This is a genomic window from Janthinobacterium sp. TPC_1 (assembly GCF_056037845.1).
The window spans coordinates 5,128,394-5,150,361 of record NZ_CP195157.1; the positions used below are offsets into that span (position 1 = coordinate 5,128,394).

Annotated in this window: 15 protein-coding genes and 3 pseudogenes; 2 read left to right on the plus strand and 16 right to left on the minus strand. The window is 64.1% G+C overall.

The genetic code is table 11. From position 1 onward, the window contains the following. Window positions 1-6: 6 nt before the first annotated feature. The 12 genes and pseudogenes from ACQVLG_RS25005 to ppc form a co-directional block, all read right to left on the minus strand. Window positions 7-2,367 carry a PAS domain-containing hybrid sensor histidine kinase/response regulator gene (locus ACQVLG_RS25005; protein ID WP_474291565.1) on the minus strand — a complete coding sequence of 787 codons (2,361 nt, stop codon included), beginning with the start codon at window positions 2,365-2,367 and terminating at the stop codon, window positions 7-9. 230 nt (window positions 2,368-2,597) lie between these two features. After that, window positions 2,598-3,713 (minus strand): annotated as a pseudogene (locus tag ACQVLG_RS25010) (MHYT domain-containing protein); the annotation flags it as partial. 361 nt (window positions 3,714-4,074) lie between these two features. Next, window positions 4,075-4,761: a hypothetical protein gene (locus ACQVLG_RS25015; RefSeq protein WP_474291566.1), complete on the minus strand. Its 687-nt coding sequence runs from the start codon at window positions 4,759-4,761 to the stop codon at window positions 4,075-4,077. Beyond that, window positions 4,728-5,096: a hypothetical protein gene (locus ACQVLG_RS25020; protein ID WP_474291567.1), complete on the minus strand. Its 369-nt coding sequence runs from the start codon at window positions 5,094-5,096 to the stop codon at window positions 4,728-4,730. The genes ACQVLG_RS25015 and ACQVLG_RS25020 overlap by 34 nt, the downstream gene beginning before the upstream one ends. Before the next feature lie 74 nt (window positions 5,097-5,170). Next, window positions 5,171-7,669 (minus strand): TonB-dependent siderophore receptor, encoded by a 2,499-nt coding sequence (locus ACQVLG_RS25025; protein ID WP_474291568.1) that lies wholly within the window; start codon window positions 7,667-7,669, stop codon window positions 5,171-5,173. Between the two features lie 100 nt (window positions 7,670-7,769). Then, on the minus strand, window positions 7,770-8,747 hold the full coding sequence (locus tag ACQVLG_RS25030) for a FecR domain-containing protein (protein ID WP_474291569.1): 978 nt from the start codon (window positions 8,745-8,747) through the stop codon (window positions 7,770-7,772). Beyond that, window positions 8,744-9,250, minus strand: a complete 507-nt coding sequence (locus tag ACQVLG_RS25035; protein WP_474291570.1) for a sigma-70 family RNA polymerase sigma factor — start codon at window positions 9,248-9,250, stop codon at window positions 8,744-8,746. Before ACQVLG_RS25035 ends, ACQVLG_RS25030 begins: the two co-directional genes overlap by 4 nt. A 138-nt stretch (window positions 9,251-9,388) precedes the next feature. Further along, window positions 9,389-10,156: an NYN domain-containing protein gene (locus ACQVLG_RS25040; RefSeq protein ID WP_474291571.1), complete on the minus strand. Its 768-nt coding sequence runs from the start codon at window positions 10,154-10,156 to the stop codon at window positions 9,389-9,391. 53 nt (window positions 10,157-10,209) lie between these two features. Further along, window positions 10,210-10,626, minus strand: a complete 417-nt coding sequence (locus ACQVLG_RS25045; protein ID WP_474291572.1) for a hypothetical protein — start codon at window positions 10,624-10,626, stop codon at window positions 10,210-10,212. Between the two features lie 215 nt (window positions 10,627-10,841). Further along, complete coding sequence (gene pyk / locus ACQVLG_RS25050; RefSeq protein WP_077405132.1) at window positions 10,842-12,302, minus strand: pyruvate kinase; 1,461 nt, start codon at window positions 12,300-12,302, stop codon at window positions 10,842-10,844. A 90-nt stretch (window positions 12,303-12,392) separates the two neighbouring features. Continuing rightward, on the minus strand, window positions 12,393-13,403 hold the full coding sequence (gap, locus tag ACQVLG_RS25055) for a type I glyceraldehyde-3-phosphate dehydrogenase (protein ID WP_474291573.1): 1,011 nt from the start codon (window positions 13,401-13,403) through the stop codon (window positions 12,393-12,395). A 32-nt stretch (window positions 13,404-13,435) separates the two neighbouring features. After that, window positions 13,436-16,190: pseudogene (gene ppc / locus ACQVLG_RS25060) on the minus strand (phosphoenolpyruvate carboxylase). 371 nt (window positions 16,191-16,561) lie between these two features. On the opposite strand from ppc, the pseudogene ACQVLG_RS25065 reads away from it, so the two are divergent. Further along, window positions 16,562-17,016: pseudogene (locus ACQVLG_RS25065) on the plus strand (RrF2 family transcriptional regulator). Window positions 17,017-17,093: 77 nt separating this feature from the next. Here the strand turns inward: ACQVLG_RS25065 and ACQVLG_RS25070 are convergent. The 4 genes from ACQVLG_RS25070 to ACQVLG_RS25085 all read right to left on the minus strand — a co-directional run bounded on the left by ACQVLG_RS25070 (window position 17,094) and on the right by ACQVLG_RS25085 (window position 20,854). Next, window positions 17,094-18,779 carry a cation acetate symporter gene (locus ACQVLG_RS25070; protein WP_230537462.1) on the minus strand — a complete coding sequence of 562 codons (1,686 nt, stop codon included), beginning with the start codon at window positions 18,777-18,779 and terminating at the stop codon, window positions 17,094-17,096. Further along, entirely contained in the window at window positions 18,776-19,084 is a 309-nt protein-coding gene (locus tag ACQVLG_RS25075; protein WP_070291452.1) for a DUF485 domain-containing protein, read from the minus strand. Before ACQVLG_RS25075 ends, ACQVLG_RS25070 begins: the two co-directional genes overlap by 4 nt. 140 nt (window positions 19,085-19,224) lie before the next feature. Beyond that, complete coding sequence (gene hmpA, locus ACQVLG_RS25080) at window positions 19,225-20,406, minus strand: NO-inducible flavohemoprotein (protein ID WP_474291574.1); 1,182 nt, start codon at window positions 20,404-20,406, stop codon at window positions 19,225-19,227. A 34-nt stretch (window positions 20,407-20,440) separates the two neighbouring features. Continuing rightward, entirely contained in the window at window positions 20,441-20,854 is a 414-nt protein-coding gene (locus ACQVLG_RS25085) for a hemerythrin domain-containing protein (protein WP_474291575.1), read from the minus strand. A gap of 224 nt (window positions 20,855-21,078) precedes the next feature. Between ACQVLG_RS25085 and ACQVLG_RS25090 the strand changes: the two genes are divergently transcribed. Next, window positions 21,079-21,963 carry an STAS domain-containing protein gene (locus ACQVLG_RS25090; protein WP_442908010.1) on the plus strand — a complete coding sequence of 295 codons (885 nt, stop codon included), beginning with the start codon at window positions 21,079-21,081 and terminating at the stop codon, window positions 21,961-21,963. The last annotated feature ends 5 nt before the right edge of the window (window positions 21,964-21,968 follow it).

Genomic DNA, 21,968 nt, shown 5'->3' on the forward strand with positions numbered 1-21,968 from the left:
CCAATATCAGGAAAGGTCGGCAGGCGCTGGTGCTTCCAGCCACGCCAGCAGCTGGCGCAGCACGCCCGCGGCACGCGCAAATTCAAAGTCGTCGATGGCGCTGGCCAGCGCCTGCAGGCGCTGCTGCTGGCCGTGCGGCGCCAGCATGGCGGCGATCTGCGCCATCAGGGCATCGTCCAGCTGCCCGCCTTCCAGGCTGGCGATGGCTTGCCGCAGCAAGGCGCCAGCGGCAGGCGCATCGAGCGGCGCGCTGGCGGCCGGCGCCTGCATGGCCACGGCGGGCATCCCAACTTCTTCCAGCTCGCCGGCCAGCGCCAGGAAGGCGGCCGCCAGCTGCAGCAGCAATTCGGTGGCCGGCAGCTGGCGCGCAATCGCCTGCTCGATGCGTCCCAACAGACTTTCGACCTGCACCAGGCACAAATTGCCCGCCGCGCCCTTGATACGGTGCAGCAGGTGGCCCGCCACGCTGCCGTCGCCGCGCTCCAGTTCCGCCGCCAGCATGGCGGCGCAATCGCCATTGGCCTGCACGAAACGGCCGATAGCCCGCTGCAAGGCTTCGCGGCCGCCCCACAGAGCGATGCCGCGCTGCCAGTCGACCTGGCCGTCGGCCGCACGCGCCGCCGCGCCGGTCGCCGGCGGCGGCTTGGCCACGGCGAGATCGAGCAGACGGGCGATTTCCGCCGTCAGCTTGTGCATTTCCAGCGGCTTCGAGGCAAAACCGTTCATGCCGGCCGTCTGCGCGGCGCGCCGGTCCTGTTCCAGCACGCTGGCCGTCAGGGCGATGATGGGCGTCGCCTTCAAACCCTGCTCGCGCTCGAACACGCGGATCAGGCGCGTCGCTTCCAGGCCATCCATGCGCGGCATCTGCACGTCCATCAGGACGATGTCGAAGCTGCCCTTGCTGAACTCGCGCACGGCGCTCTCGCCATCGCTGGCGGCGATCACCTGGTGGCCGGCCGCGCCCAGGCTGATCAGGAGCAGCTCCACGTTCTGCGGCACGTCGTCGGCCGCCAGGATGCGCAGCGGCGGCAAGGCCACCACGGGCTGCTCGCTGCGGCGCGCCACGGCCTTGCCCGGCGCCAGCGGCAGCAGCACGTGGAACACGCTGCCCACGCCCAAGGTGCTTTCCACGGTGATGGTGCCCTTCATCAGCTCGACCAGCTGCAGCGAAATCGTCGTGCCCAGGCCCGTGCCGCCAAAACGCCGGCTCATCGAGGAATCGGCTTGCGTGAATGGCGCAAAGATCTTGTCCAGGCGGTCGGCGGGGATGCCGATGCCCGTGTCGTGCACGGCGATGTGGACTTGATCTCCCTGCATGTCGACGGCGACGCGCACATGGCCCACTTCCGTGAACTTGACCGCGTTGCCGATCAGATTCGTCAGCACCTGCTGCACGCGGCGCGCGTCGCCCAGGAAGAACTGGCCCATGCCGGGATCGACATCGACGTGCAGCACCAGGTCGCGCGCATGCGCCGTGACGCGCAGGGACGCGGCCACGTGGTCGACCAGGTCGGGCAGCGAGAAGTCCACCAGTTCCAGCTCGGTGGCGCCCTTTTCCAGCTTGGCCGTGTCGAGGATGTCGTTGAGCAGTTCGAGCAACGAACGGGCCGACTGGCGCACCGTGCCCAGGTGGCGGCGCTGCAGGCTGTCCAGGGCCGTCCCCAGCAGCACTTCCGTAAAGCCGATGATGGCGTTCATCGGCGTGCGGATCTCATGGCTCATGTTGGCCAGGAAGCTGGTCTTCGATTCGGCGGCCAGCTCGGCGCGGTCTTTCGCCGCGCGCAGGTTTTCCTGCATGGCGCGCCGTTCGCTCACGTCGGTGGCCAGCTTGACCACCTTGAACGGCTTGCCGTCCGTATTGAAGATCGGGTTGTACGAGGCCTGTATCCACACTTCCCTGCCATCCTTGCCGATGCGCTTGTACTCGCCCGTATTGAATTCGCCGCCCGCCAGGTGCTGCCAGAACGCGATGTAGTCGGGCGAGGTCACGTGGGCAGGTTCGCAGAAGATGCTGTGGTGCAGGCCCAGCACGTCCTCGAGCCGGTAGCCGACCAGGTCGAGGAAGTTCTGGTTCACTTCCAGGATGCGCCCCTGCAGGTCGAACTCCGCGACGGCCGTCGCGCGCGAAATGGCCGTCACCTTGCCTTCGTATTCGGCGTTGCGCAATTCGCTTTCCGTGATGTCGAGGATGACGCCGTCGATCCAGCGCACCACGCCGTCGTTGTCGAGCACGGGGCCGCTGCTTTCGCGCACCCAGCGCTCGCGCCCGTCGCGGTGGAGCATGCGGTAGACGTTCTCGAAGTCGCGCTGTTCGCCGGCCGCCTGCACGCAGGTGTCGTTGACGCGCTGGCGGTCGTCCGGATGCACGAGGTCGAACAGCCTGACCGCCCTTCGATGAAGTCCTGCGGCATCCAGCCCGTCAGGTTGAAGACGGCGTCGCTGATGAAAATCATCTTCCATTCGGGCGCGAAGCTGCAGTGGAAGGAGACGCCGGGGATATTGCGGATCAGGGTGCGGTACTGGCGCTCGCTGTCCTTCAGCGCCTGCTCCATGCTGCGCGAAGAGCGCATGTCCGTGACGAAGGCCACGAACAGGGGCTGGCCCGGCGTGTCGATCTTGCCGATCGCCACGCGCATGGGCAGCACGGCGCCATCCTTGTGGCAGCCATCGAGTTCGCGTCCGCTGTCGAGGATGCGCGAGGCGCCCGTTTCCAGGTAGTCGCGCAGATAGCCCTCGTACTCGGCCGCGTCGGCCGGCTGCAGCAGCACGCTGGCGTCGCGCCCCACGATGTCCGCTTCGCGCCAGCCGAACAGGCTTTCCGCGGCGGGATTGAAGGAGCGCACCTTGCCCTGGCCATCGATGGTGATCAAGCCATCGGCTGCCGTATCGACAATGGCGCGCAAGCGCGATTCGCTGGCACTGGCGTGGCGCAGCAGCTGGCGGTAGCGCAGCAAGCCGTTCGCGGCGGCCACGAAGACGGTTAGCGTGACGGTGATCAGGGCCACGGCCAGGGCCACGAACGAGGCTTGCACGGTAATCGTATTGTCGCCCGCCGTGGGCGTGCCGGAAAAGCGCGCCGCCAGCATGCCGGTGTAATGCATCCCGGAAATGGCCAGCCCCATGACGGCACTGCTGGCAAACAAGGACGCCAGCGGCCCCAGGCGCAAACGCATGGCGCTCAGGCCGAAGCGTATCCACAGCGCCAGCATGGCCATGACGACGGCCACCAGCAGCGACAGCGCGAACAGCCAGGGCTGGTAATGCAGGGTCAGCGACGTCTGCATGGCGGCCATGCCGCTGTAATGCATGGAACCGATGCCCACGCCGACGAGCACGCCGCCCACCACCAGCTGGCGCCAGCTGATGCGCGGACGCGCCAGCAAGTGCAGCGCCACCCACGAGGCCGCCATACCCGGCAGCATGGACAGCAGGGTCAGGCCCGGTTCGAAGGAGACGCGCGTGCAGATGTCGAAAGCCAGCATGCCGATGAAATGCATCGACCAGATGCCGCCGCCCAGCGCGATGGCGCCCGTGATGATGGCCGTCTGGCGCTGGAATCCCCGCTCGCTGCTGCGCGCCATGCCGGCGATCTGCAAGGCCATGAACGAGGCGAAGATGGCGATAGCGATGGAAAACAGCACCAGCCAGACATTGTGCGTGCCATAGATATACGGCAAGGTATCGTCCGATACGGCAAAGATGGAACTCAGCATACTGTCGTGAACTCAATAGAGTGAAACGTGACGTCGCAAAACATGACGGCGCACCGCGCGCGCCGGCGCCACGCTTTTACTAAAGCGGCAACACAGCGGAAATGACAACGGTAGCAGTCGACCAGGGCAAGGCTCGGTCATCACGCCCGCGCCTGCCGCGCGGGGGAAAGGTGCTTTTTACAGAGTGAAAAAGCGGAATGCGTACGAACTCTGGCGCGGATGGCTGGCCGCCAGCGTGACGATGATTTTTTAAAGAGCCATGAGTATAGTTGCTTTGCGAACATATTCATAGGACTTCAGCAATATAGTTATCAAAAATGATAGTTATTGCGGCGGCGATGCGACACTGGCCCGTCTGCGCCTACCCCTGCGGCCAGCGCGCGCGGATGGCCGCGGATTCCTGGCTGATCGGCCCAGCCGTCTCGCGGACAGGGATACCGGCCAGTCTACAGCGGCGGCTCAGTTCCTCCTTGATCTGGCACAGCGTCCAGCGCTGCGGCACGGGCAAGTTCAGGCCCACCACGCGGATCAGCGGACAGTCCGCGAGAGTCGTGTAGAGCAGCAGCTCCACGCGCGCCAGCGGTGCCGGGGTCCGATAGACCTGCAATGCGCCCGCATACGTGACCACGTCCAGCCGCTGCAGCTGCGCCAACTCCAGCTGCACGCTTTTATCCCAGCCGGGCAGGCGCCGCGCATGGCGCCGCAGCAGCAGGCCCGCATCGCCAAGTTCCACATGAAAGAGCAAAGCGCGTCCGGGAAACAGCACCAGGCCCGCGATCCAGGCGGCCAGAGCCAGCGGACCGAACAACACTGCCTCGCCCGCGTACGGCACGTCGCGCCAGACGGCTTGCCCGACAAAGGCGAGGATCAGGGCGCAGCCGGCCAGCAGCACGCTGCGCGACAGCACGGGACGCATGTCCGCCATCAGCGCCGCCTGGGCCGCGGCATCGTCGGCTGGCGCAAAGCATATCCATTCCGCGCGCGCCGGCTTCAGCCTGGGTCCCAGCTCCCCGCTCAAGCGGTCGGCGCCAGCATGCCGCGGAACCACGCCAGTTGCTCGCGCGTCAGGTAATTGGCGCCATCGCCATGCAGGATGACGATTTCGATCTCGGCGGGAATCGAGGCGATCAGCTGTGCGCCCGTGACGGGAATCTTGGGAAAGTTGATGCCGACCAGGAAGGCCGGGTCTTCCGCCACCGTCACGCAGCGGCGCTCCGGGTTCGGCGACGGCACGAGGAACAGGTCGATCTGCTCGCTTTGCCCGCCGATAACGACGTGCAATTGCGCGGCCAGCAGTTCAGGCAGGATCAGCTCGATGTTATTTTCGGCGCGCGATTGCTGGAAGGCGCTTTTCAGGGGCGTAAGGACAGGGATGGCGGTCATGGCAGAGTGAAAAGATAAAGACGGCGGCAGTGTAGCAGAGGCGCCTGGCCGGGCGCGCTCTGCTGGCGCAGCCGCTACAGCTTGTAGTTCAGCGAGACCAGCACGCTGCGCGGCGCGCCGTAGCGTTCCAGCCCGCCCGACCAGGAATAGCCGAGCGCCTGGTAATAGCGGCGGTCGAGCACGTTATCGATATTCACGCGCAACTGCAGCTGCTCGCTGATGCGGTAGCCAGCCGTCAGCCCGACGATGGCGTAGCCGCCCTGCTGCGTCAGGTAAGCCTTGTCGCGGCGCTCGATCTTGTCCTGCGCAGTCACGGAGGCGCCCAGGTTCCATTTTTCCAGGCTGCCGCGCAGCTGCACAGTCGTGTACAGCTTGAACAATTGCTTCGGCTCGTCCGTGGCGATGCGCTGGCCGATGTTGGCGGCCACGCTGTCTTTCGTGTACTTGGCCAGCACATAGGTGTAGCCGCCCGCGATCTGCCAGCCCGGCAATGGCGAGCCCGAGAGTTGCAAGTCGACGCCTTCGCTTTGCACCTGCCCGGCAGCGCGGGCGCAATAGATGGCGCCGCCCGTGGGGCAATTGACTTCATCGGTCATGGCGCGGTTGTTTTGTTTGATGCGGAACAAGGCGCCGCTGGCGTTGAGCCTGCCGCCGAAATACTCCCCCTTGACGCCCGCTTCCAGGTTGGTGCCGCTCAACGGCGGCAAGGTATTGCCTTTTACATCGAGCACGCTTTGCGGCTCAAAGATCTGCGTGCCGCTCGCATACACGGAATGGTGCCGGTCCAGGTCGTAGACGAGGCCCGCGTACGGCGTAAACTTCGCGTTTTCCGTCAGGCTGCGGCGCCACGCCGGATTGGTGGCATACCAGCCCGTGACATCCTGCGCATACCAGCCGAAGCGCCCGCCCAGCACCAGGCGCAGCGGATCGGCCAGGCTGAAGTTGCCTGCCGCATAAATCCCCTTCTCGTCCGTCTTGCGGCCCCAGTTAAAGGGCTCGAATGGCGCGCCGCGCATCGGGTAGGCATAGGGATTCCAGTGGCGCAGATCGAACACGCGCGTTTGCGCGCCTTCCCAGCTCTGGGCCGCATCCGAATCGTCATGACGGTAGCTGGCGCCGACGATGACGTCATGCCGGCGGCCGAACCAGGTGACGGGACCGCTCAGGCGCCAGTCCGCCACCACCTGTTGCGTGTTGTATTTCCAGCCCGTTTCCGACTGTTCCAGCAAAAGCGTTTCACCGCCGACGCGGCCGTTGGTGGTATTGCGCGTGCTCGACGAGGCATCGATATGCGTGATGGCGAAGCGGCTGCGCCAGCCCTTCTCCAGCTGTGTTTCCAGGTCGGCGAAGACGACGTTGTTGTCGCGCTTCTGGAAGGAATCGGCATTGTTCAGGAAAGTCGAGCGGGGCAAGTCCATGTGGCGGCCATCGGGCAAGGTCGGCAAACCGACGAACACGCCGTCTGTGCGGCTGTGCTGGCGCGAAAAGCCGATGCCGGCCGTGCTCGACGGCGTCAGGTCCGCCTCCAGAATCGCATACACGGTGCCGTTCCTGTTGCCCACCACGTCGACAAAGCTGTCGCTGTCGCGCAGACTGGCCGCCACGCGCCCGCGCACGCTGCCCGACGCGTTCAGGGCATTGCTGGCGTCCAGCGTCAACTGCCGGTCCTGCCAGCTTCCCGCGTGCACGGACGCATTCAGCAGGGGCGTGGCCGTGGGACGCTTGCGTATCATGTTGATGCTGCCCGACGGCGCGCCCGCCCCTTCCATCAGGCCGGTGGCGCCGCGCACCACTTCCACCCGGTCGTACATCAGCATGTCGGCCGAGACGTTGCGCTCATTGAAATCCGTGACATCGAGCGGCAAGCCATCGACATTGATGTGGCTCAAGGCAAAGCCGCGCGCAAAATACCGGGTTTCCTGGTCGGACACGCCCTGCGTCTTGCCATAGATACCGGGCGTGGCGCGCGCCACGTCCTGCAAGGTGGTCATATCGAAATCTTCCATCTGCTGGCGCGAAATGACGCTGACCGTTTGCGGCGTGTGGCGTTGCGACAGGTTCAGGCCCGTGGCCGTCGACATATTGCGCGATGTGTACAAGCCCGTGCCTTCCGTGGCGCGGTCCGCCTCGGCGCTGACGACCACGGCGGGCATGCTGGCCAGGCCGCCATCGGCCGTGCTGGTCTTGATTTTTCGCAACAGGTAATTGCCCTTGCCGCCGTCCGCCACTTCGAGGCCGCTGCCTTGCAGCAACGTTTGCAAACCGGCCATGACGCCATGGCGGCCCTGCAAGCCCGGCGTCGCCAGGCCGTCCAGCGCCACGCCCTGCGTGGACAGGTTCACGCCGGCGGCGATGGCAAACGAGGCCAGCGCTTCGCGCAGATTGCCGGCGGGAATGCTGTACTCGCGCACGGTGGCGGCGGGGCTGGCCTCGGCCGCCAGCGCTGTTTGCGGCAAAGTGGCGCCGGCCGCGCCCATGGCGAGGAACACGGCCAGCGCGGCGCGCACGGCGCCGGTGGCGGGATGGAGCGCGGGTGGCGTCCACGGTGAAAATAAGCGGTGCTGCACAGCCATGTAAACCCTTTCGATGGTTCGGATTGTTCGTTCTCTACCTTGTATGACGAAGCAATCCGAAAAAAGGGACAGGGAACTGCGCATGGCGGCGCTGATCGGCTTACGCCGCCTCGACACTGATCCAGTAGCGCGTGCGCCGAGCCAGCCGGATCGGCAGGGAACGTTGCAGCAGGAGCAGGATATTGTCCGGGTCATGCAACTGGAAGATGCCGTCCACGGGCATGGCCGCCAGCGCCGGATCGCAGCGCAGCACGCCATAGCGGTAGCGCGCCACCTGTTCCAGCACCTCGGCCAGCGGCATGCGCTCGGCGATCAGCACGCCCCGCAGCCAGGCATCCGCATGGGGTGACAGCGGCGTCAAGGCGGAAACGGCCACGTCGTCGAAACTGCCCTGCCGGCCCGCATCGACCCTGCGCAAGCCGCCGGGCGCCTGCGATGGCGCGATCTCGACGGCGCCCTCGCTGACGCTCACCTCGGTGCGCGGCGCCAGTACGCTGCCGCCCTGGCGCACGCTGAAGTGCGTGCCCAGCGCGCGCACGGCGCCATTGCTGCTGCGCACGAGGAACGGACGCGCCGGCACGGCCCCGTCATGCGCCGTGGCAACATGAAGTTCGCCCGCATGCAAGACCACCAGCCGCGCCGCGCCGTCAAAACGCACGTCGATGGCCGTGTCCGTATTGAGCGCCAGTTGCGTGCCGTCGGGCAAGGTCATGCGGCGGATTTCGCCCCTGGCCGTGCGGATGCCGGCGCGCCACGCTTGCCACGGTGCCGACTGGCTGGCCAGCCACAGGGCCGGGCCGGCCGCGATCAGCCCGGCCAGGCCGTAGAGCACGGCGCGCCGCTGCGGCGACTGCGGCGGCGCCTCCGCCGTCTGGCGCAGCGCGGCCGGCACGCTGGCCAGGGTGCCGCAAACGAGCTCGGCCCGCTGCCAGGCCGCTGCATGCGCGGGATCGCTGGCGCGCCAGTCCTGGAACGCTTGCTGTTCGTCAACGTTCAAGGGGCCCCCGTGCAGGCGCACCAGCCAGTGCGCCGCCGCGCGGGCGGCGCGCGCGTCGATGGCAGCCGTGCTGGCGTTCACAGGATCAAGAGGATGCAGCGTTCGAAGGCCTGCACCATGTAGCGCTTGATGCTGCGCTCGCTCACGGCCAGGCGCCGGGCGATTTCCCCGTAGGCCATGCCGTCGACATGGGCCAGCAAAAAAGTGCTGCGCACGAGCGGCGGCAAGCCGTCGAGCATGGCATCGATGCGCTGCAAGGCTTCCAGTACCAGCAAGCGCTCTTCCGGCGACTGCATCAGCAGATCGGGCTGCTGCGCCAGGGTTTCCAGCCACGCCTGCTCCAGCGACAGGCGCCGGTAATGGTCGATCAGCAGGCGCTGCGCCACGGTGGTCAGATAGGCGCGCGGTTCGCGCAAGCTCTGCCGGCCCTCGGGCGGCGCCGTCAGCAGGCGCACGAAGGTATCCTGCGCCAGGTCGGCCGCATGGTCGGCGCACTGCAGCTTGGCGCGCAGCCAGCGCATCAGCCAGCCATGATGATTGCTGTAGATGACTGCGACCGATTCGCCGGATTGCGCAATGTTCACTAGGACTCCGATGCGCGCAAGGCAAGGCGCGACTAATTGATAATAATTCTCATTATCACAAATCCTTGCCCCCGGCGTCAATGCCGGTGCCTGCCTATCGCAGGAAACCGTTGTTTCAGCGCGGCGCCCGGCGCCTGCTTAACGTTTTTGCGCGGGTTTCGCCGGCGCCGGCGCCGGGCGCAGGATGCTGGGCTTGACATACATCGCGGTATTGTCGCTGCGCATCTCGATATCGAACATGCCGCTCGCGCGCAGGACTTCGCTGAGTTTCTTGTAGCCGTAATTGATGGGTGAAAAGGAACTGGTATTGGAAACGTATTTGCCGACCTTGCTCAGGTGCGACCAGCCGTCGATCTCGGAGGTCTGGCTCACGGCGTTGAGCAACAGCTGCGTCAGGACGGGATCCTCGATCAGGGCGCTGTCGCGAACGGCTTCGGCCGTGGCCTGCCCCGTCGCCGCTTGCGCCGTCGGCACCAGGTTTTCGATGTAGATGAACTGCGAGCACGCCTGCACGAAGGCCGGCGGCGTTTTTCGTTCGCCGAAGCCGAAGACGGGCAAGCCGCTCTCGAGGATGCGCATGGCCAGCGGCGTGAAATCGCTGTCGCTCGTCATCAGGGCGAAGCCGTCGACATTCTTGCTGTACAACAAGTCCATCGCATCGATGATCATCGCGGCGTCCGTCGCGTTCTTGCCGCTCGTGTAGGCGAACTGCTGCAAGGGGCGGATGGCGTTGGGGTGGAGTTTTTCCACCCAGCCGCTCAGATAGCTGCTCTTCCAGTCGCCGTGCGCATGCCGCACATTGACCGTGCCATGTTTGGCCAGCTCGGCAAGGACGCCTTCCACGGCGGTGCTGCTCACGTTATCGCAATCGATCAGCAAGGCGATGCGCATGTCATTGGGTTTCACGGTCACTCCCGACAAATTCATTGGACGGCATGCGCCGCCAGCCTGGCGCGCGCTCAGCGCACGCCAGCGGGCAGAACGGCTGGCGCCCGCTCCGGGTTCGCCCCCTTGAGCTGCATCCAGTTATTCGCAATCAATTGGTATTCCAGCGTCTTCCGATCATGCCCCACGCCGCCGTATTCGACCGTCAGCCGGATGCAACGCTGGCCTGCGGCGCCGCCAATCAGCCTGCGCATCGGCACGCTCTGATCGAGGATCACGTCGCTCGGATTGAATTTTCCGCCAACATCGGCGATACCGGCAACACCCGGCCTGGCGCGCCCCAGCAAGTCCTGCACCTGGGCGGGAAGTGCATCGAGCGAGGTCACCGCCGTGCGGTCCTCCGCATCGCATGAAGCGTCCTGCGCCCACGCCTGGGCCTGGGCCGGGCAAGCCAGCATGAGCATCAATACGGCAGCATATCCGGGTTTCATCTTGACGGTTCTTTCAATTGCCAAATGGGAAAGTATCCATATTCTCACGCGGGAGCCGATAACGCCAGCCGGCCGGCCACGGGGCGTGGCAACAACGCCGCGCTGACGGCCATGAGGTATGTCAAACAATGAGCAGGAAGGCGCAAGGAGGCCCAGGACGGGCAGGATCAGGACCGGCCGCGTCCGGCAATTCGGAGCGGCCAGCCGGTCGTCGGTCAGTGCTGGCCGATCTTCATGATTTTCAGCGCGTTCGTGCCGCCCACCTTGCCCATCGGCTCGCCCCAGGTCAGTACGACGGTGTCGCCCTTGGCCACGACTTTATGTTCCAGCAGCAAGTCTTCCGCCTGCTGCAAGACCTTGTCGCGGTCCGTGCCCGACGTCAGTTCCAGCGTGCTGACGTTGCGGTACAGGGCCAGCTTGCGGCGCGTGCCCACGCTGGGGGTCAGCGCGACGATGGGGATGTCGATGTTGCAGCGGCTCATCCACAGGGCCGTGGAACCCGATTCCGTCAGGGTGGCAATCGCCTTCACGCGCAGGTGGTGGGCCGTAAACAGGGCGCCGTAGGCGATCGACTGGTCGATGCGCGAGAACGTGGCGTTGAGGAAATCGGCATCCAGCTTGCAGGTATCCCACTTTTCCGCATCGAGGCAGATGGCGGCCATCGCTTCCACCGTTTCGATCGGGTAGCGGCCCGAGGCCGTTTCCGCCGACGTCATGACGGCGTCCGTGCCGTCGAGCACGGCATTCGCCACGTCGGACACTTCCGCGCGGGTCGGCACGGCGTTGACGATCATCGATTCCATCATCTGCGTGGCCGTGATCGCCAGCTTGTTCGACGCGCGCGCCATCTTGATCATGCGCTTTTGCAAGGCCGGCACGGCCGCGTTGCCCACTTCCACGGCCAGGTCGCCGCGCGCCACCATGATGCCGTCGGACGCGTCGAGAATCTCTTGCAGCGCGGGAATGGCTTCCGCGCGTTCGATCTTGGCGATCATCATCGGCTTGTGATCCCATGCTTCGCCCGCGATATTCGCAAGCTGGCGCGCCATGACCATGTCGGTGGCGTTTTTCGGGAACGAGACGGCCACGTAATCGGCCTGGAAGCTCATCGCCGTTTTCACGTCTTCCATGTCTTTCGCCGTCAGGGCCGGGGCCGACAAGCCGCCGCCCTGGCGGTTGATGCCCTTGTTGTTCGACAATTCGCCGCCAATCTTGACGGTCGTGTGGATTTCGCTGCCGACGACCTTGTCGACCGTCAAGACGATGAGGCCGTCGTTGAGCAACAATACGTCAGCGGCGCGCAAATCGCGCGGCAATTCCTTGTAGTCGAGGCCGCAGCGTTCGATGTTGCCCAGTTCGCCGTTTTCGCCCCATTTCGCGTCGAGGATGAAGGAAGCGCCGTTTTCCAGGAAAATCTTGCCTTCTTCAAACTTGCCGACGCGAATCTTCGGGCCTTGCAAGTCGGCCATGATGGCCACTTCGCGGCCGCACAGGGCTGCCGCTTCGCGCACCATGCGGGCGCGGTCGATATGGTCTTGCGCCTTGCCATGCGAGAAGTTCAGGCGCACGACGTCGACGCCGGCCTTGAACATGCGGACCAGGGTATCGATATCGTTCGAAGCGGGGCCGATGGTGGAAACGATCTTGGTGGCGCGTTGCTGTACTTGCATGGTCATGGTGTGCTGCTTTCTATAAGGTTCGTGCTGCTGCAAGGGCCAGCCTTGTGGGCCGGCCGTCCTGGTGCGCTGGATCAGCGCTGGTTCTTCTTACTTGGCCGCCATCAGGGCGACCGTGGTGTCGAGCATGCGGTTCGAGAAGCCCCACTCGTTGTCGTACCACGACGACACTTTCACGAGGCGGCCCGAGACCTTGGTCAGTGTGGAATCGAAGTTCGACGAGGCCGGGTTATGGTTGAAATCGATGGAAACGAGCGGTTCCGTCTGGTAAGTGAGAATGCCTTTCAGCGCGCCTTCCGACGCCGCTTTCAGCAAGGCGTTGACTTCCTCGACCGTGGTGTCGCGCCTGGCGATGAAGGACAGGTCGACCAGCGAGACGTTAATCGTCGGCACGCGCACGGCGAAACCATCGAGCTTGCCATTGAGTTCCGGCAAGACGAGCCCGACAGCGGCGGCCGCACCCGTCTTGGTGGGGATCATCGAATGCGTGGCCGAGCGGGCGCGGCGCAAGTCTTCATGCATCACGTCGGACAAGACCTGGTCGTTCGTGTAGGCGTGCACGGTGGTCATCAGGCCCGATTCGATGCCGATGGCGTCGTTGAGCGGTTTGACTAATGGCGCCAGGCAATTCGTCGTGCACGAGGCATTCGAGATGACCGTGTCCGTGGCTTTCAGCACGTGCTGGTTGACGCCGAACACGATGGTGGCGTCCACGTCCTTGCCGCCCGGCGCGGAAATGATGACTTTCTTTGCCCCACCCTTCAGGTGGGCCGAGGCTTTTTCCTTGGTGGTGAAAAAACCCGTGCATTCGAGAACCACGTCAACGCCCAACTCTCCCCACGGAATCAGGGCCGGGTCGCGCTGCGCGAAGACGCGGATGCGGTCGCCGTTGACGAGCATGTTCTCGCCATCGATGGTGACGACGCCGGGAAACTTGCCGTGCACCGTGTCGTAGCGCGTCAGATGCGCATTCGACTTGGCGTCGCCCAGGTCGTTGATGGCGACGATCTCGATATCCTGCTGCTTGCCGCCTTCATAAAACGCGCGCAAGACGTTGCGGCCGATGCGGCCATAGCCATTGATGGCAACTTTGATGGTCATGCTGTCTCCTTGATATTGTTTGAATGAATCAATTAACCGCTATTGCGAAGTCCTGCGGCGATGCCATTGATCGACAAATGAATGCCCGTGCGCGCCGCCGCATCCTGTTTACCTTCGCGGAAGCGTTTCAACAGCTCCACCTGCACGTGGTTGAGCGGATCGATGTACGGGAAGCGGTTGCGTATCGAGCGCTGCATCAGCGGGTTGGCCTGTTGCAACTCTTCCTGGCCCGTGATCAGTTTCAAGGCATCCAGGGTGGCCGCGTATTCGGCGCGGATGCGCGTAAAGATGGCCTCGCGCAAGGCCTTGTCCTTGACGAGTTCCGCATACTTGCCGGCGATGGCGATGTCGCTCTTGGCCAGCACCATATCCATGTTCGACAGCAATGACGTGAAGAAGGGCCAATCCGTGTACATGCCGCGCAGCACGTCCGCGCCGTCGGCGGGATGGGCGGTCAGGTAGGCTTGCACGCGCGGAACCGAAACCGAACCAGCCCGGCAGCATCAAGCGGCATTGCGCCCAGCTCAAGACCCAGGGAATGGCGCGCAGATCCTCGATCGAGGTCGATTTCTTGCGCGAGGCGGGACGGCTGCCGATGTTCAGCGCGGCAATCTCGGCGATCACCGTCGATTCCCAGAAGTATTGTTCGAAACCGTCCGTGCCGTAGACGAGGTCGCGGTAAGCGTTCAGGGCCGTGCCGGACAGCTCTTCCATGGCGGCCAGGTGGCCCGCGCCGGCCGACGCCTTCGGCTGCAGCTGCGCCTGCGGCAGCAGGGTCGACTGGATGGTGGCGGCCACCAGCACTTCGAGGTTGCGGCGCCCGACTTCCGGGTTCGCATACTTGGCCGTGATGACTTCGCCCTGCTCCGTCAGGCGGATCTGGCCCTGCACGGCGCCGGCCGGCTGGGCCAGGATGGCTTCGTAGCTGGGGCCGCCGCCGCGTCCGACGGAGCCGCCGCGGCCGTGGAACAGTCGCAGCTTGATCTGATATTCCTTGAACACGGTCACCAGCTCGATTTCGGCCTTGTACAGTTCCCAGCCGGAGGTCAGAAAGCCGCCGTCCTTGTTGCTGTCGGAATAGCCGAGCATGACTTCCTGCTGGTCCGCGCGCGACGCCAGCAAGCCCCGGTAGAACGGCAAGCCGAACGCGCGCGCCATGATGGCGGGGCCGGCGCGCAAGTCGTCGATCGTCTCGAACAGGGGGATGATGTTGACGTCCACTTCGCGGCTGTCCTGGCGCAGCAAACCCACTTCTTTCAGCAGCAAGGCCACTTCCAGCAAGTCCGACACGCTGGCCGCCTTGGAAATGATGCAGTTCGGCACCGATTCGCGGCCGTACTTGACATGGGCTGCGCGCACGGCACGGAAAATGTCGAGTTCGGACGTCGTTTCTTCCGAGTACTGCGCATACGGCGACGCCAGCAGGCGCGGCGACTCCAGCTCGGCCAGCAGCACGGCGATGCGCTGCTCTTCATCGAGATCCAGGTAGACGAGGCCCGGCTGGGCGCCCGCGAACAGTTCGCCCACGACGCGCTCGTGCACGTCGGAATTCTGGCGCAGATCGAGCGGCGCCAGCGAGAAGCCGAAGACCTTGACGGCGCGGCGCAGCTGGCGCAGCCGGCCACGCGCCAGCGCGCGCAAGCCGTTGCTGACGAGCGAATGCTGGACCACGTCCAGGTCGGCCAGCAGTTCGGCGGCAGTCGCGTAGGGCTGCACGCCGTCGGCTTGCTTGCCCTTGCCAGAGAGCACCACGCGCGTGCTTTCCAGGCGCGCATGGATGCCATGCAGGGCGCGGCGATAAGGCTCGTCGACCCGGTGCGGCGACGCATCGGCCGAACGCTCGGCCAGCGCGCGCAGCGGCTCGCTGCAGGCATTGAGTATTTGCGCCAGCGACAGTTGCGAAGCGAGCTTGCGCAATTCACCGAGGTAAAAGTCGAGCACCTTGTCGGCCTGCGTCTGCAGGGTGCTGCGCAGGATGTCGGCCGTGACGAAGGGGTTGCCGTCGCGGTCGCCGCCTATCCAGCTGCCGACTTTCATGAAATTGGGCAATTCCGCATCTTCCCAGCGGGCATCGCGCTGGGCCAGCATGGTTTCCAGCGAGGAATACAATTTCGGCAATTCGCGCAAGATCGTGTGGTCGTAGAACGACAGGCCGTTGGCCACTTCATCCATGACGGACAGCTTGCTCGTGCGCAACAAACGCGTCTGCCACAGGGTGACGATGCCGCGGCCCAGCGCTTCTTCGTTTTGCTCCGCTTCTTCCGGCGTCATTTGCACGCGGTCGCGCTCGCTCAACAGGCGGGCGATGGCCATCTGGCAATTCTGGATGCTCTTGCGCTGCACTTCCGTCGGATGCGCCGTAAAGACGGGGCTGACGAAAGCATCTTCAAAGAAAGTTTCCAGCGCATCGGCCTTGCCCGCGTCGAACACATTGCCGACGGCATGGCTGAGGCTACCCTGGCGCGGCGGCGAGCCGGCGATCAAATGGGCGCGCGTGCGGCGGATGTGATGTTGATCTTCCGCAATGTTGGCCAGCAGCGAGAAGTAGCTGAAAGCGCGCGTCAATTGCGTGGTTTCTTCCTGCGACAGCGCTTGCAGCGCATCGGACAGCTGCGCGCGCGCCGCTTCATCATTGTCGCGGCGGAAACGGATGGCCAGCTGGCGCACGTGCTCGATGCGCTCGAAGGCGGGGTCGCCCAAGTGGTTGCGGATGGCGTCGCCCAGCAGACGGCCCAGCTGGCGGATATCGCTGCTCAGCAGCTCGTCTTTCACTTCATTCATTTGCATGGTATTCATTTCCTGGGGCGGCCACGGCGGCACCGCACAGATTGCGTAGTACGCGCTCCCCGGCCCCGGGAAACGCCCATCATCCGATTTTTGTAGTAAATTTACCTTATTGCTTCACCATCCTCTTGATTTTCATCAATAAAATCCATGCCTAAAGGGTTCAACAGGGGCTTGCGAGCTGTTTTTGCCAGGGCAACAATATGAAAATTTACTACGCATTTAAGCGAAAGGCAATCAACTTTTGTCTTTCGAGGCTGAAAAGTGACGGCGCCATACACAGGCAACACACAGAGGCAACACACAGGGCCGGCCCTCTCCTGTATGCTGGCGGATGAAACAAGGATGTAATCCACATCTTATGAACGAACCCCATGCGACTGACTGCCTACACCGACTACACCCTGCGCACCCTGATGTATCTGGGCGCGCACCGCGACCGCCTCGTCACCATCCAGGATATCGCCGACCTGCACGCGATTTCGAAGAATCATCTGATGAAGGTGGTGCACCAGCTGGGCCTGTCGGGCATCGTGGAAACCGTGCGTGGACGCAACGGCGGCCTGCGCCTGGCGCGCGACCCGGCCGAGATCAATATCGGCACCGTCGTGCGCGAAACGGAAAACGATTTTTTCATGGCGGAATGTTTTAACAAGGAAAACAATACCTGCCCGCTGACGCCCATTGCCTGCTGAAAGCCAAGCTGGGCCAGGCCACGGCCGCCTTCCTGGCCGTGCTCGACACGGTGACCCTGGCCTCGATACTCGAAGCGACGCCGGGCGCACCCGCGCTGGCGGCGGGCGTAATTCCCCTGCGCGTGGCCAAGTAAGGGCCAGGTAAGCGCGCGCCAAAAACAACAATGCCCGGCGAACCGGGCATTGTTTCCTGCAGTAATTACCTAAAACATCAATGCGCGCTGGCGCCTGCCGCGCCGATGCCCGTTTCCGAACGCATTTGCTGCGCTTCATAGCCGGCGCGGTCGATGCGCGCGCGCGGGCTCTTGTCGAGCACCGAGAACAGCCAGATGCCGACGAAGCCTGCCGTCATCGAGAACAGCGCCGGCGAAGCGTACGGGAACAGCGCTTCGCCATGGCCGAGCACGTCGACCCAAACGGACTTCGACACCACCGTCAGCGCGACGGCCGTGGTCAAGCCCAGGAAGCCGCCGATGGTGGCGCCCCGCGTGGTGCAGTCTTTCCACAGCACCGACATGAACAGCACGGGGAAGTTGGCCGAGGCGGCAATGGCGAAGGCCAGCGACACCATGAAGGCGATGTTCTGCTTTTCAAAGGCGATGCCCAGCACCACGGCGATGATGCCCAGCACGATGGTCGTCACGCGCGACACTTTCAATTCATTGGCGCCCGTGGCCTTGCCCTTCTTGATGACGGTGGCATACAGATCGTGCGACACGGCCGACGCGCCCGACAGGGTCAAGCCGGCCACAACGGCCAGGATGGTGGCAAACGCGACCGCCGACATGAAACCGAGGAAGACGTTGCCGCCCACGGCCTTGGCCAGGTGCACGGCCGCCATGTTGTTACCACCCAGCAATTTACCGGCCGCATCCTTGAACTCGGGATTGGTGCTCACCAGCACGATGGCGCCAAAGCCGATGATGAAGGTCAAAATATAGAAATAGGCGATCCAGGTGGTGGCCCAGAACACGGATTTGCGCGCTTCCTTGGCGCTCGGCACCGTGAAGAAACGCATCAGGATGTGCGGCAGGCCGGCCGTGCCGAACATCAGCGCCATGCCGAACGAGATGGCCGAAATCGGGTCCTTGATGAAGGAACCGGGGCCCATGATGGCTTCCTTGGTGGCATGCACGTCCACCGACTTGGCGAACAGCGCTTCCGGGCTGAAGTTGAATTGCGCCAGCACGGCCACGGCCATGAAGGTGGCGCCGCCCAGCAGCATCACGGCTTTGATGATCTGCACCCAGGTGGTGGCCGTCATGCCGCCAAACAGCACGTAGATCATCATCAAGGTACCGACCAGGACGACGGCGATCCAGTATTCGAGGCCGAACAGCAGCTTGATCAGCTGGCCCGCGCCCACCATCTGCGCGATCAAATAGAAGGCCACGACGACGAGGGTGCCGGACGCCGAAAAGATGCGGATAGGCGCCTGCTTGAAGCGGTAGGCGGCCACGTCGGCAAAGGTGTAGCGGCCCAGGTTGCGCAGGCGCTCGGCCATCAGGAAGGTGATGACGGGCCAGCCGACGAGAAAGCCGATGGCGTAGATCAGGCCATCGTAGCCGTTCAAAAAGACGGCGGCGGAAATGCCGAGGAACGAGGCGGCCGACATATAGTCGCCCGCGATGGCCAGGCCGTTCTGGAAGCCCGTGATGCCGCCGCCCGCCGTGTAGAAATCGGAGGCCGACTTGGTCTTCTTGGCCGCCCACTTGGTGACGAACAGGGTGAAGATGACGAAGACGGCGAACATGATGATGGCCGTCCAGTTGGTGGGCTGCTTGACGGCCTGGCCCAGGTCGGCGCCGGCCGCCAGCACGCTGCCGCTGGCGCCCGCCAGCAAGGCCAGCGCTGCCAGGCAGGGAAGTTTGCGTTGCGTCAATACGGCGCCGTTCATGCTTGCACCCGTGCCTGGATGGCGCTGGTCAGGTCGTCGAATTGCTTGTTGGCACGACGCACGTAGATGCCGGTGATCACCACGGTAAACACGATGACGAACAGGCCGATTGGCATGCCCCAGGTCATCACGCCGGCGCCGGTTTTGGCGGCAAGAAATTCCTTGTCGAACGCGATCAGCAGGATGTAGCCGTAATACACCAGCATCATCAGGCCCGTCAGGGCCCAGCCGAAGCGCGAGCGCACCTTGACCAGCTGATGATAATTGGGGTCGCGCTTGATTTGTTGCACAAGATCGTCATGCATGGTGTTGCCTCCGTTATGTAAAAAACTGCTCTTTTCTTGTCGAGCTTGGCTTCACAATACGGGGCGAGCCTTACCCGCCCCTTACGGCGGCGTTTTTTTCTCGCAGAGGCAATACAAGGAGCAACACCAGGCAGACAAGGTCAGTTCAGCGCGGCTGCCGGGCCGAAGAATTCATGGTGCGTCTGCCGTTCCGGTACGCCCAGTTCACGCAGGTATTGCTTGACGGCCCGCATGAACGGCTGCGGCCCCAGGAAATACGCATCGACGTCGCGCGAGGCTGGCAGCCAGCTATTCAACTGCTCTTTATTCAGCAAGCCGACGGCATCGGGTGCATCTTGCGCGCCGGCGTGTTCCGCGTAGCAGTAATAACGTTTCAATTGCGGGTGCTGCGCGGCCAGTTCGTCGATCTGCGCGCGGAACGCATGCACGCCGTGGTGGCGCGCCGCGTGAATGAAATGCACGGGACGCTTGCCGCGCAGGGCCGCCGTCAGCATGGCCAGGGTCGGCGTGATGCCCACGCCGCCGCTGATCAGCACCAGCGGCTTGTCGCCATCCGTCAGCACGAAGTCGCCCGATGGCGGCGTCAGCTGCACGGTATCGCCCGCCTGCACGTGGTCGTGGAAGAAATTCGACACCTTGCCGCCCTCTTCCCGCTTGATGCTGATGCGGTAGGTCTGGCCATTGCTGGCGGCGGACAAGGAGTACTGGCGGCGCATGGGCACGCCATCGACGTCGGCCAGCACGCCGATGTATTGACCTGGCGCAAAGTCGAGCACGGGCTGGCCATCGGCGGGCGCCAGCAGGAAGGACGTGATCTCGCCGCTTTCCACCGTCTTGCTGCGCACGGTGAAGTCGCGCGCGCCGCTCCAGCCGCCCGGCGCGGCAGCCTGCGCCTTGTAGATGCGCCCTTCCTCGCCGGCCAAAATATCGGCCAGCTGGCCGTAGGCTGCGCCCCAGGCATCGATGACGGCATCGCTGGCCACCTCTTCGCCCAGCACTTCGCGGATCGCCTGCAGCAGGCTGGCGCCCACCAGCGGATAGTGTTCGGCGCGGATCTGCAGGGCCACGTGCTTGTTGACGATGGTGGCCACCAGGTCGCCCAGCGCTGCCAGCTGATCGATATGTTTGGCGTACATCAACACGCCATTGGCCAGCGCCCGCTGCTGGTCGCCGCTGTGCTGGTGCGCCTGGTTAAAGTACGGCAGCACTTCCGGATGGTCGCGGAACAGGTTCTTGTAGAAATGACGGGTCAGCGCCTCGCCGCCCTGCTCGAGGATGGGGACGGTGGCCGTGATGATGGCGCGTTGTTCTTGGGTCAGCATGTGGAATTCCTTTAGATATATGGGCAGGCGGTTTTCAGGCCAGTGATTCAATGGCGGGATAAAGATCGTGGTCCTCGCGCCGCATGCGCTGGAACAGCGCGTGCAGCACGGTATTGGCTTCGCTGCGGAAGGCTTCCGGCTCGGCCGCCAGGCGCACGGGCGTATTCCAGCGGCCCGCGAAATCGAGGTAGGCGCCGGCGATGCCGTGCATCTCGTTTTCGTACTGGCGGCCCAGCTGGGCCACCCTGGCCACGCCGGACGCTTGCGCGGCCGGATACAGGTAGCGCTGCTCGACGGCCAGGTGCAGCTTGATCAAGCCGCTCATGGCGATGATCTGTTCGGCGATGGCCTGCGCCTGCGCGGCGACTCCGCCGCGCGCCAGCCGGCGCAAGTCATCGATGGCGGCCAGGATGGCCAGGTGCTGCTGTTTGAATTTGTCGATATTCATGGCGTGTTTCTCTTGTTGAGTGTTGCCAGTGTAGCGGAATCCGTTTAAACATGCAAATTACATGCATCTTTAAGTCAGGCATGAATGTTTCCTGCGGGAATCTTGATCGACATGCGCCACTATGTGCGGCACAGAACACAAGCTCCGGCCATGCCTGCCTATAATTTATCCATCACAGCGCGTGCCCGTTTGCGGCCGTGCCGCACCCTCCACTCCAGCCAAGGATGAGCATGAAAAACAAAACGGGCACGGGCCAGGCGCAGCAACTGGCCGCCATCATCAACGAGCACCACACGGAACTGCTGGACGGCTGGATGGCCGGCCTGATCGCCCGCCTGGTGCGGCGCGACAAGATCGCCGAAAACGAGCTGCGCCAGCAGGCATCGCAATTTCTGCCGCTGCTGGCGGGCGCGCTGGAAAGCGGCGATTCGTTCGACCTCGAAGGCGGCGCCTGGGACGACACGCGCCAGCTGCTCGCGGAAATATCGCAGTCGCGCGTGCGCCAGGGCTACTCGCCGATCGACACGGCCAGCTTCATGTTCGCCCTAAAGGAACCGCTGTTCGCCTACCTGCGCAAGCAAATCACGGCACAGCCGGAGCAGCTGGGCGACGCCATCGTCAGCACCAGCAAATTGTTCGACGAGCTGGGCCTGCTGACCATCGCCATCTACCAGAAGGCGCGCGAACAGGTGATATTGCGCCAGCAGCAGGAATTGCTGGAACTGTCCACGCCCGTGGTGCAGCTGTGGCAAAACGTGCTGGCCCTGCCCCTGATCGGCACCCTCGACAGCGCCCGCACGCAGGTGGTAATGGAAAGCCTGCTGCAAAAGATCGTCGACACGGGCGCGCTGATCGCCATCATCGACATCACGGGCGTGCCCACCGTCGACACGCTGGTGGCGCAGCACCTGCTGAAAACCATCGCCGCCGCGCGCCTGATGGGCGCCGACTGCATCATCAGCGGCATCCGCCCGCAGATCGCGCAAACCATCGTGCACCTGGGCGTCAACCTGGAAGACGTGATGACCAAGGCCACGCTGGCCGACGCCTTCGTCGTGGCCCTGAAACGCACGGGCTCCAGCATCACCTACCAGCAGCAACAACACTGAGGCGC